Genomic DNA, 11,626 nt, shown 5'->3' with positions numbered 1-11,626 from the left:
GATGCTAGTGCGAATCTGCGCGGTATGCGGTCAGTCTGGCGAGGATCGCCACACCTCCACCGGGGCCGACGGCTTGCCCCTCGGCGACGCCCGTCCGGCGCCCGACACGCAAAGCGGTTCCGGCGTAACGAGATTCGGGTCCACTGTGGAAGGGCTTCATGAAGTTGACCCTCAGCGACGCAGTCCGCAGCGGGCGGTCTGAACCATCGGTGTCGAGTGCCGCCGATGCCACCAGTTCCAGCGCCATGGCCGTCACCCCACCGTGCACGATGCCGATCGCGTTGTTCAGCACGGGGTCCTCGTCCTGCAGCAGAACCCGCCCCGCGCCGCCGCTCTCGGCGACGCGGACCGCCATCCGGTCGGCGAGCGTGCCCGGCGGCAGCGGGCCCGACGGGCCGTCGGGGAACGGTGCGATGTCGGTGGGTGAGTGGATGTAGAACGAACGCACGGTGGCCGTGGCGAGCACGGCGTCGCGGTGGGTGAGTTCGCACAACGCCAACGCGACGTCACTCTTGGCGCCGAACGGTCGGGCGGTTGCGACCACCGGTACATCGGGGGCGCCCGCGATGATCTCGGCGGCGTCGGGATCGGCTTCCAGGGACAGCTCGCTGGACACCGTCCACTCGTCGTCGGCGCGACGCCGGTGGTTGACGAGGCCGCACGCGTGGTCGACGAGCATCGCCATGGGCGCGATCGTCGGGGCGCCGGTCAGCGGGTTCACCATGCCGCCCACCGGGATCGAGGCCACGCACTCGCCGGGCGCGTCCGTGGACGTCACGATGCCGAACCGGCCCAGCGGAGTGTTCAGTGGATGCGACATCGAGGTACAGCGTGACCGAACAAGTCCTGGCCATATACCCCTAGGGGGTATATGATGGCCGCTATGACGCACACCGGCCACGGCGCCCAGCGCCCGGACACGGCCGCGGTCGGTCATTCGGGGCACGACCATCCGCAGGGCCACGACCATTCGGGCGGCCATGACCATTCTGGCCACGTCGCCGAGTTCCGGCGCCTGTTCTGGACCATGCTCGTGCTCGCCGTCCCCACCGTCGCGCTGTCGGGGATGTTCTCGATGATCCTGGGCTACTCGCTGCCCGACATCCCCGGGATCCGATGGGTTCCGCCGGTGCTCGGCACCGTGATGTACGTCTGGGGCGGGCGACCCTTCCTGTCGGGCGCGGTCAGCGAAATCCGTTCCCGCGCACCGGGAATGATGCTGCTGATTGGGCTGGCGATCACGGTGGCATTCCTGTCGTCCTGGGGTGCGAGCCTCGGTGTGCTGCACCACGAGCTGGACTTCTGGTGGGAACTGGCACTGCTGATCGTGATCATGCTGCTCGGCCACTGGATCGAGATGCGCTCGCTCGCGCAGACCACATCCGCGCTCGACTCCCTGGCGGCGCTGCTGCCCGACGAGGCCGAGCGGGTCGTCGACGGCGGCACGGAGACCGTCGCGCCTGCCGAGTTGCGTGTGGGCGACGTCGTGCTGGTGCGCCCCGGAGGCAATATCCCGGCCGACGGCGAGATCATCGCCGGCTCGGCGGACGTCGACGAGTCGATGGTCACCGGCGAATCGCGGCCTGTCCGCCGCGAGGCGGGCGACCACGTCGTGGCCGGCACGGTGGCCACCGACTCAGGGCTGCGGGTGCAGGTGAGCGCGGTCGGCGACGAAACGACGCTGGCCGGTATCCAGCGATTGGTGACCGAGGCGCAGAACTCGTCGTCGCGGGCGCAGCGACTGGCGGACAAGGCGGCGGGTTGGCTGTTCTGGTTCGCGCTGTCGTCGGCGATCGTCACCGCGGTGGTGTGGTCGTTCGTGGGATTGCCCGCCGCGGCCGTCGTCAGAACCATCACCGTCCTGGTGATCGCCTGCCCGCACGCGCTGGGGCTGGCGATACCGCTGGTGGTCTCGATCGCCACCGAACGCGCCGCGCGCGGGGGCGTTCTGGTCAAGGACCGGCTTGCGCTGGAGAGCATGCGGACCGTCGAGGCCGTGCTGTTCGACAAGACCGGCACGCTGACCAAGGGGGAGCCGACGGTCACCGCGGTCGCGACCGCACCCGGCCACTCCGCCGAGGACGTGCTGACGTGGGCGGGGGCGGCCGAAGCGTACTCCGAGCACCCGCTGGCCAGGGCGATCGTCGCGGCCGCGCGCGACCGCTCGCTGAACCTGCCGCCGACCACCGACTTCAGCTCGTCTCCGGCGGTTGGCGTCAAGGCCACAGTCGAGGGCCGCAGCGTCCAGGTCGGCGGGCCGCGGATGCTGGCCGAAGCGGGGCTGGCCGACCTGCCCGAAACGGGGCGGTGGCGCGACGAGGGGGCGATCATCCTGCACGTCGTGGTCGACGGTGGGGCCGCCGGTGCGATCAAGCTGGCCGACGAGGTGCGACCGGAGTCCCGCCAGGTGGTCGAGGCGCTGAACAGGCTGGGCATCGAAGTGGTGATGATCACCGGCGACGCGGAGGCCGTCGCGCGGTCGGTGGCCGCCGACCTGGGGATCGAGCGGGTGTTCGCCGGGATACGACCGGAGGACAAGGCGGCAAAGGTGGCCGAGTTGCAGCGTGAGGGCCGCAAAGTGGCGATGGTCGGGGACGGCGTCAACGACGCCCCCGCGCTTGCCCAGGCCGATGTCGGGATCGCGATCGGCGCGGGAACCGACGTGGCGATCGCCTCGGCCGGGGTGATCCTGGCCGGCTCGGATCCGCGCTCGGTGCTGTCGGTGCTGCAGCTTTCTCGGGCCGCATATCGCAAGATGAAGCAAAACCTCTGGTGGGCAGCGGGATACAACTTGGTGTCGGTGCCGCTTGCCGCGGGGGTGCTGGCGCCCGTCGGCTTCATCCTGCCGATGTCCGTCGGCGCGATCTTGATGTCGGCGTCGACGGTCGTGGTGGCGCTCAACGCCCAACTGCTGCGACGGCTGGACCTCACCCCCGAAGCCAGCCTGAAAGCGGTTTCTTAAGAATCTGGCTAGGCTTTTCGCAAACTTCTGCGCAGCGGTCTAAGCTGGAAAAAGCGCCGAAATAGCGCACTTCAGCAAACGCCGGGCGGCGTCGGGAGGGAAGTGTGATGTGTACCGCACCCCGCTGGAGAATCGCTGAACGCTTTGAAAATCCTAGGGCGGCAACGATATTGGGCGCAAAACCGAGTGGTGGCGAGCGAGACGGCCACACCGTCCCGCCGACGTAGTTAGGGTCTACTAAGTTGGCATGTCACCCGGTGTTTGTCATATCGTTTTCTCCACTCGGGGCAAGTGGATACAGGCCGGCGTTCGATGCTGCACGAAGGCACTCCATGGCCGGACCGGCTAACCGCCGCTGTCTACGGCTGTCAGGCAGAAGCTTCATAAGACGTGCAGGAAAAGGGTAGGTGCGAATGGCGCCCAGGATGCAAGGGCTGTACAACCCCGCGTTCGAGCACGACGCGTGCGGCGTCGCGATGGTGGCCGATATGCACGGCCGCCGCAGTCGCGACATCGTCGACAAGGCGATCACCGCCCTGGTGAACCTGGAGCACCGCGGCGCGCAGGGTGCCGAGCCGAACACCGGCGATGGTGCGGGCATCATGTTGCAGGTTCCCGACACGTTCCTGCGCGAGGTGGTCGACTTCGAGCTGCCGGAGCCGGGTAGCTACGCGACCGGCATCGCGTTCCTGCCGCAGTCGTCTAAGGATGCGGCGACCGCGTGTGAGGCCGTCGAGAAGATCGCCGAGGCCGAAGGACTCGAGGTTCTGGGCTGGCGCGAGGTACCGATCGACGACTCGCCGCTGGGCGCGCTGGCCCGCGACGCGATGCCGACATTCCGGCAGGTGTTCATGGGCGGTGCGTCGGGCATGGAACTGGAGCGTCGCGCGTACGTGGTGCGCAAGCGCGCCGAGCACGAGCTCGGCACCAAGGGACCGGGCCAGGACGGGCCCGGGCGTGAAACCGTCTACTTCCCAAGCCTTTCCGGGCAGACCTTCGTCTACAAGGGCATGCTGACCACCCCGCAGCTCAAGGCCTTCTACCTCGACCTGCAGGACGACCGGCTCACCAGTGCGCTGGGCATCGTGCACTCACGCTTCTCGACCAATACGTTCCCGTCGTGGCCGCTGGCCCACCCGTTCCGGCGCATCGCCCACAACGGCGAGATCAACACCGTCACTGGCAACGAGAACTGGATGCGCGCACGAGAGGCGCTCATCAGGACCGATGTGTTCGGCCCGAACCAGGATCTCGACAAGATCACCCCGGTCTGCACCCCAGGGGCGTCGGACACCGCCAGGTTCGACGAGGTGCTCGAACTCCTGCACCTCGGCGGGCGAAGCCTGCCCCACGCGGTGCTGATGATGATCCCGGAGGCCTGGGAGCGCAACGAGTCGATGGACCCGGCGCGCCGAGCGTTCTACGAGTACCACGCGTCGCTGATGGAGCCGTGGGACGGCCCGGCGTCGATGACCTTCACCGACGGCACGGTGATCGGGGCGGTGCTCGACCGCAACGGGCTGCGGCCATCGCGGATCTGGGTGACCAGGGACGGTCTGGTGGTGATGGCTTCGGAGGCCGGCGTGCTCGACCTCGATCCGTCCACCGTCGTCAAGAGGATGCGCCTGCAGCCCGGCCGCATGTTCCTGGTCGACACCTCCAAGGGCCGCATCGTCGAGGACGAGGAGATCAAGGCCGAACTCGCCGCCGAGCGTCCCTATCGGGAGTGGCTCGACGCCGGCCTGTTCCACCTCGACGAACTGCCACCCGGCGATTACGTGCGCATGCCCCACCACCGGGTCGTGTTGCGCCAGCAGATCTTCGGTTTCACCTATGAGGAGCTCAACCTGCTGGTCGCGCCGATGGCGCGCACCGGTGCCGAGCCGCTCGGCTCGATGGGCACCGATACTCCGGTCGCGGTGCTCTCGCAACGCCCGCGGATGCTCTACGACTACTTCCAGCAGTTGTTCGCCCAGGTGACCAATCCGCCGCTGGATGCCATCCGCGAAGAGGTGGTGACCAGCCTGCAGGGCGCCCTCGGCCCCGAGGGCGACCTGCTCAACCCGAACGCCGAGTCGTGCCGCCAGATCGTGCTGCCGCAGCCGATCCTGCGTAACGCCGAACTGTCGAAGCTGATCTGCGTCGACCCCGACCACGAGATCCGCGGGCACAAGCACGGTATGCGCGCGGCGGTGATCCGCTGCCTGTACCCGGTCAACCGCGGTGGGCAGGGCCTCAAGGAAGCGCTGGACAACGTACGCGCGAAGGTGTCGACGGCGATCCGCGAAGGCGCGCGCATCATCGTGCTCTCCGACCGCGAATCCAACGAGCAGATGGCGCCGATCCCGTCTCTGCTGTCGGTATCGGCCGTGCACCACCACCTCGTCCGGGAACGCACGCGCACCAAGGTTGGGCTGGTCGTCGAGGCCGGTGACGCCCGCGAGGTGCACCACATGGCCATGCTGTGCGGCTTCGGTGCGGCGGCGATCAACCCGTACATGTCGTTCGAGTCGATCGAGGACATGGTCGAACGTGGGGTCATCACCGGCATCTCCAGCGACCAGGCCAAGGCCAACTACGTCAAAGCCGCGGGCAAGGGTGTGCTGAAGGTGATGTCGAAGATGGGCATCTCCACGCTGGCCTCCTACACCGGCGCCCAGCTGTTCCAGGCCATCGGCATCAACCAGCAGGTGCTCGACGAGTACTTCACCGGATTGACCTGCCCCGTCGGCGGAATCGACCTCAACGACATCGCCGACGACGTCGCGGCCCGCCACTCGCTGGCTTATCTCGACCGGCCCGACGAGTGGGCGCACCGCGAACTCGAGGTCGGCGGCGAGTACCAGTGGCGCCGGGAGGGTGAGTACCACCTGTTCAACCCGGACACGGTGTTCAAGCTGCAACATTCAACTCGCACCGGCCAGTACGAGATCTTCAAGGAATACACCGAGCTGATCGACGATCAGAGCGAGCGGATGGCCTCGCTGCGCGGGCTGCTCAAGTTCCGCGACGGGTTGCGCCCGCCGGTGCCGCTCGAGGAGGTGGAGCCGGCCAGCGAGATCGTCAAGCGGTTCTCGACCGGCGCGATGAGCTACGGCTCGATCTCCGCCGAGGCGCACGAGACGTTGGCCATCGCGATGAACCGCCTTGGCGGACGATCGAATTCGGGTGAGGGCGGCGAGGCGGTGTCGCGCTTCGACCGCGATGAGAACGGCGACTGGCGCCGCAGCGCGATCAAGCAGGTGGCCTCGGGGCGGTTCGGCGTGACGAGCCACTACCTGAGCAACTGCACCGACATCCAGATCAAGATGGCTCAGGGCGCGAAACCCGGTGAAGGCGGCCAGCTTCCGGGCGGCAAGGTCTACCCGTGGGTCGCCGAGGTGCGGCACTCGACGCCCGGCGTCGGCTTGATCTCGCCGCCGCCGCACCACGACATCTACTCGATCGAGGATCTGGCGCAGCTGATCCACGACCTGAAGAACGCCAACCCGCAGGCCCGTGTGCACGTCAAGCTGGTCTCCGAGAACGGTGTCGGAACGGTGGCCGCCGGTGTGTCCAAGGCGCACGCGGACGTCGTGCTCATCTCCGGCCACGACGGTGGTACGGGCGCAACTCCGCTGACATCGATGAAGCACGCCGGCGCGCCGTGGGAACTCGGTCTGGCCGAGACCCAGCAGACGTTGCTGCTCAACGGTCTTCGCGACCGTATCGTCGTCCAGGTCGACGGTCAGCTCAAGACGGGCCGCGACGTCGTGGTCGCCGCGCTGCTTGGCGCCGAGGAGTTCGGCTTCGCCACCGCGCCGCTGGTGGTCTCGGGCTGCATCATGATGCGCGTGTGCCACCTCGACACCTGCCCGGTGGGCGTGGCCACCCAGAATCCGGTGCTGCGCGAGCGGTTCACCGGAAAGCCCGAATTCGTCGAGAACTTCTTCATGTTCATCGCCGAAGAAGTGCGCGAGATGATGGCCCAGTTGGGCTTCCGCACGGTCAACGAGATGGTGGGGCAGGTCGGCGCGCTGGACACCACGAAGGCCGCCGAGCACTGGAAGGCCTACAAGCTCGATTTGACGCCGGTGCTGCACGAGCCCGAGTCGGCGTTCATGAACCAGGACCTGTACTGCAGTTCGCGTCAGGACCACGGCCTCGACAAGGCGCTCGACCAGCAGTTGATCGTGATGTGCCGCGAAGCGCTGGATTCACAGACGCCGGTGCGCTTCTCGACGACGATCGCCAACGTCAACCGGACCGTCGGCACGATGCTCGGCCACGAGGTGACCAAAGCATATGGCGGACAGGGTCTTCCGGACAGCACCATCGACATCACCTTCGACGGTTCGGCGGGCAACAGCTTCGGGGCGTTCGTGCCGAAGGGTGTCACGCTGCGGGTCTACGGCGACGCCAACGACTATGTCGGCAAGGGCCTCTCGGGTGGACGGATCGTGGTGCGGCCATCAGACAGCGCTCCCGACGACTACGTCGCCGAGGACAACATCATCGCGGGCAACGTGATCCTGTTCGGTGCGACCAGCGGCCAGGCGTTCATCCGCGGCCAGGTCGGCGAGCGGTTCGCGGTGCGCAACTCCGGTGCGCACGCGGTGGTCGAAGGCGTGGGCGACCACGGTTGTGAGTACATGACCGGCGGCAAGATCGCGATCCTCGGTCCGACGGGGCGCAACTTCGCCGCGGGCATGTCCGGTGGCATCGCCTATGTATACGACCCAGACGGGTCACTGCCGGACAACCTCAACGCCGAGATGGTGGAACTGGAGGGCCTCGACGAGGAGGACCTCGACTGGCTCGCGGGCATGATTCAGGCCCACGTCGATGCCACCGATTCCGCTGCCGGAGCACGGATCCTCAACGACTGGGACAACAACGTGAAGCACTTCACCAAGGTGATGCCCCGCGATTTCAAGCGGGTGCTCGAGGCGATCGCCGAGGCCGAACAGCGCGGCGCCGACGAGAACGGGATTGCCGAGGCGATCATGGCGGCCGCCAGTGGCTGATCCCCGCGGTTTCCTCAAGTACACCCACCGCGAGACGCCCCAACGGCGGCCCGTGCCGATTCGCCTGCGCGACTGGAAAGAGGTCTACGAGGACTTCTCCCACGACACCCTGCGCGAGCAGGCGGCCCGCTGTATGGACTGCGGGATCCCGTTCTGCCACAACGGTTGCCCGCTGGGAAACCTGATCCCCGAGTGGAACGACCTGGTGCGCAACGACCGCTGGCGCGACGCCATCGAGCGGCTGCACGCGACGAACAACTTCCCGGAGTTCACCGGCCGGCTGTGCCCCGCCCCGTGCGAGGGCTCGTGCGTTCTGGGCATCAACCAGGATCCGGTCACGATCAAACAGGTCGAGGTCGAGATCATCGACAAGGCCTTCGACGAGGGTTGGGTGACGCCGCTGCCGCCGGATGTCAAGACCGGCAAGAAGGTCGCCGTCGTCGGCTCGGGCCCGGCCGGGCTGGCCGCCGCCCAACAGCTGACCCGCGCCGGGCACAGCGTCACGCTGTTCGAGCGCGACGACCGCATCGGCGGGCTGCTGCGTTACGGCATCCCCGAGTTCAAGATGGAAAAGCGCCACATCGACCGTCGTCTGGAGCAGATGGCGGCCGAGGGCACCGAGTTCTGCACCGGGGTCAACGTCGGCGTTGACATCACCGCGCAGCAGCTTCGTAAGGAGTTCGACGCGGTGGTGCTCGCCGGCGGCGCGACGGAGCGGCGTGACCTGCCGATCCCGGGCCGGGAGCTCGACGGCATCCACCAGGCGATGGAGTATCTGCCGTGGGCCAACCGCGTGCAGTTCGGCGATCCGGTCACCGACGAAAACGGCCTGCCGCCGATCCATGCGAAGGACAAGAAGGTCATCATCATCGGCGGTGGTGACACCGGCGCCGACTGCTTGGGCACCGCTCACCGCCAGGGCGCGGCCAGTGTGCACCAGTTCGAGATCATGCCGCGGCCGCCGGAGACGCGGGCCGACTCGACGCCGTGGCCGGTCTATCCATTGATGTTCCGGGTGTCCTCGGCGCACGAGGAAGGCGGCGAGCGGGTCTACTCGGTCAACACCGAAGAGTTCATCGGCCGCGACGGGCATGTCACCGGGCTGCGTGGCCACGAGGTCAAGATGAACGCGGGCAAGTTCGAGAAGGTCGAGGGCACCGAGTTCGAGATGGAAGCCGATCTCGTGCTGCTCGCGATGGGCTTCACCGGCCCCGAGCGCAAAGGCCTGCTGACCGACCTCGGCGTCGAAATCAACGAGCGGGGCAATGTCAGCCGCGACGCCGACTTCGCGTCCTCGGTGCCCGGCGTCTTCGTCGCAGGCGACATGGGGCGCGGGCAGTCGCTGATCGTGTGGGCGATCGCGGAGGGCCGCGCGGCTGCTGCGGGAGTGGACCGCTACCTGATGGGCCGGTCGGCGCTTCCGGTGCCGATCAAGCCGACCGCCGTGCCGCAGCGGTAGGTTCCGGTAGGTTCCGGCGCGACACGCCGCGCAATGGGCGCCTTTTGCGCATGAGCGCGCGACAGTAAGGGCGGTGATCGGCCGCTACCCAACCGCCGGCGCCGGGCTGAGACTCAACCGGCGCAACTTCATCGCGGCCCTGTCCGTCGCCACCCTCGGCGCAGTGGGGCTGAGCCGGTGCGCGACCGGGGAGCAGCCGCGAGTCGCGGGTGTGGCCGCGTCGCAGGTCCCGCCCGCACCCTCGGCCGGGCTGTTGCCGCCGCCTCCGAAATCGGCGCGCATCGCGCTACCCGGCGCCGGCGTGCTGAGCAGCCTGCCCGGCGAGGGAGATCTGTTGGCGTTGACCGTCGACGATGGAGTGAACAGTGACGTCGTGCGCGCCTACACGCAATTCGCCAAGGACACCGGGATACGCCTGACGTACTTCGTCAACGGGATCTATCGGTCGTGGACCGATCACGCCGACCTCTTGCGGCCGCTGGTCGACGACGGTCAGATCCAACTGGCCAACCACACGTGGTCGCACCCCGACCTCACCAAGCTGTCACTGGTCGACGTGGCCGAGCAGTTCCGGCGCAACCACGACTTCCTGTGGAAGACGTACGGCGTCGACGCACGCCCGTACTTCCGGCCGCCCTACGGCGCGACCAACCCCCACGTCGACAAGGTGTCGGCCGATCTCGGCTACACCATCGACACGTTGTGGTCGGGCACGCTGGAGGACCACGTGTGGATTCCGGCCGCCGAGGTCGTCGCGATGGCCGACAAGCACTTCACCGCTCAGACGATCGTGATCGGCCACCTCAACCATTCGCCCGTCACCGAGATCTTCGGGCAATTGGTCGACATCGCCCGGGCACGCGGACTGCGCACGGTGACGTTGGACGACGTGTTCCTGCGACCGTGACGGCACGAGGCGGGCGCCCAAGCGATCCGGAATCGAGTCACACATGTCACTTCAGCAACTCTAAAAACATCAGACGATTTGACGGCGCGCCTACCACAGTTTGCCGACAGTCGGGTTCTAATGACTTCATGGGGGCACTGCGGTAAGGTTGGGCCCCGGTCAGCTATCGGTTTCGACACAGGAGTCAGTTCCGTGTATGTCAACCCGCTATCCCGGTCTCGGGTCAGCCGAATCGCCTGGTCACTCCTCCGTCATCCGCTCAAGAGCCGCGAGTTCCCGGCCAAGGCCGAGCGCCTCATCACTGCCGACGAGCTTCGCCTCTACGGCGTCTAGCGAACTGAAAAGCGCGAACTCCTTCGCGCTGAAGTCCTTTCGTCGCGCGTTTGCCAAATCGTTATATTTTCGTGACCGTCAGAAACGGCGGCTAACCCCGTAGGCCCGATGCGGCGATCGCGTCGGCCAGCGGTTCGAGCACCGCCGGATCGTGCGGCGGCGGCAGATAGATGATCGCCAGATCCAGACCCTCCTGTCCCAGTGCCGCGGCCTCCGACAGCGCCTTGTCGTAGTTGAGGTCGGGGTCCAGCCGCACGTGGGCCGACAACATGATCTCGGCCGGATCCCGTCCGACGTCGGCGCAGTGGCCGGCCAGCACGTCGCGCTTGCGGGAGAATTCCTCCGGCGTTCCGCCGACGAAGTTCCAGTGCTGGGCGTATCGGGCGGTGATCCGCAGCGTGCGCTTCTCGCCGTTGCCGCCGATGCAGATCGGGGGATGCGGCCGTTGCGGGCCCTTCGGCTCGTTACGAGCGTCCTTCAGTTGATAGAACTTCCCGTCGAACGACGTAGTCTCCTGGCTGAGCAGGTTGGTGAGCACCTCGCACGCCTCCTCGAAGCGGTCGAACCGCTCACGGATGGAACCCAACTCGATCCCGTACGCCTCGGACTCCTCCTCGTTCCAGCCCGCGCCGATACCGAGCTCGAGCCGACCGTCGGACACGATGTCCAACGCAGAGGCCATGTTGGCCAGCACCGCGGGGTGGCGGTAGTGGATGCCGGTGACGAGCACACCGACGCGCAACCGCTCGGTCGCCTGCGCGAGCGCGGTGAGCGTCACCCAGCCCTCCAGGCACGGGCCCGCGGAGTCGGAGAAGATGGGGTAGAAGTGGTCGAACGTCCAGCCGGATTCGAATACGTCGATCTGGTCGGCGGCCCTCCACACCGCGAGCAGGTCGGCCCACGTGGTGTCTTGCGGCGATGTCTTGAAAGCGAACCTCACTGAACCGAGGTTAGTCCCG

Annotated in this window: 6 protein-coding genes; 4 read left to right on the top strand and 2 right to left on the bottom strand. The window is 67.3% G+C overall.

The features are described 5' to 3' along the window. Positions 1-4 precede the first annotated feature (4 nt). Positions 5-820 carry a PaaI family thioesterase gene (locus tag AAHH99_RS03210; protein ID WP_418767363.1) on the bottom strand — a complete coding sequence of 272 codons (816 nt, stop codon included), beginning with the start codon at positions 818-820 and terminating at the stop codon, positions 5-7. A 54-nt stretch (positions 821-874) separates the two neighbouring features. Here AAHH99_RS03210 and AAHH99_RS03205 point away from each other — a divergent pair, with 54 nt between their 5' ends. From AAHH99_RS03205 to AAHH99_RS03190, 4 genes are all read left to right on the top strand, one after another. Continuing rightward, positions 875-2,962 (top strand): heavy metal translocating P-type ATPase, encoded by a 2,088-nt coding sequence (locus AAHH99_RS03205; RefSeq protein WP_418767362.1) that lies wholly within the window; start codon positions 875-877, stop codon positions 2,960-2,962. 413 nt (positions 2,963-3,375) lie between these two features. Next, complete coding sequence (gltB, locus tag AAHH99_RS03200; protein ID WP_418767361.1) at positions 3,376-7,968, top strand: glutamate synthase large subunit; 4,593 nt, start codon at positions 3,376-3,378, stop codon at positions 7,966-7,968. Then, entirely contained in the window at positions 7,961-9,427 is a 1,467-nt protein-coding gene (locus tag AAHH99_RS03195; protein WP_418767360.1) for a glutamate synthase subunit beta, read from the top strand. The genes gltB and AAHH99_RS03195 overlap by 8 nt, the downstream gene beginning before the upstream one ends. A gap of 73 nt (positions 9,428-9,500) precedes the next feature. Then, a complete protein-coding gene (locus AAHH99_RS03190) occupies positions 9,501-10,334 on the top strand; it encodes a polysaccharide deacetylase family protein (RefSeq protein ID WP_418767359.1) in 834 nt (277 codons plus the stop codon). A gap of 424 nt (positions 10,335-10,758) precedes the next feature. Here the strand turns inward: AAHH99_RS03190 and AAHH99_RS03185 are convergent, their stop codons facing one another. Further along, positions 10,759-11,607: an LLM class F420-dependent oxidoreductase gene (locus AAHH99_RS03185; protein ID WP_418767358.1), complete on the bottom strand. Its 849-nt coding sequence runs from the start codon at positions 11,605-11,607 to the stop codon at positions 10,759-10,761. Positions 11,608-11,626 lie beyond the last annotated feature (19 nt).

The organism is Mycobacterium neumannii, assembly GCF_048452905.1.
Taxonomy (GTDB): Bacteria; Actinomycetota; Actinomycetes; order Mycobacteriales; family Mycobacteriaceae; genus Mycobacterium; species Mycobacterium neumannii_B.
The sequence above is the reverse complement of the archived record's forward strand: the minus strand, read 5'-3'. Positions and strand labels throughout refer to the sequence as shown.

Excerpts from the sequence above, each read along its gene's own strand:
- AAHH99_RS03210 (WP_418767363.1), bottom strand. The coding sequence starts at position 820 with ATGTCGCATCCACTGAACACTCCGCTGGGCCGGTTCGGCATCGTGACG.
- AAHH99_RS03205 (WP_418767362.1), top strand. The coding sequence starts at position 875 with ATGGCCGCTATGACGCACACCGGCCACGGCGCCCAGCGCCCGGACACG.
- gltB (WP_418767361.1), top strand. The coding sequence starts at position 3,376 with ATGGCGCCCAGGATGCAAGGGCTGTACAACCCCGCGTTCGAGCACGAC.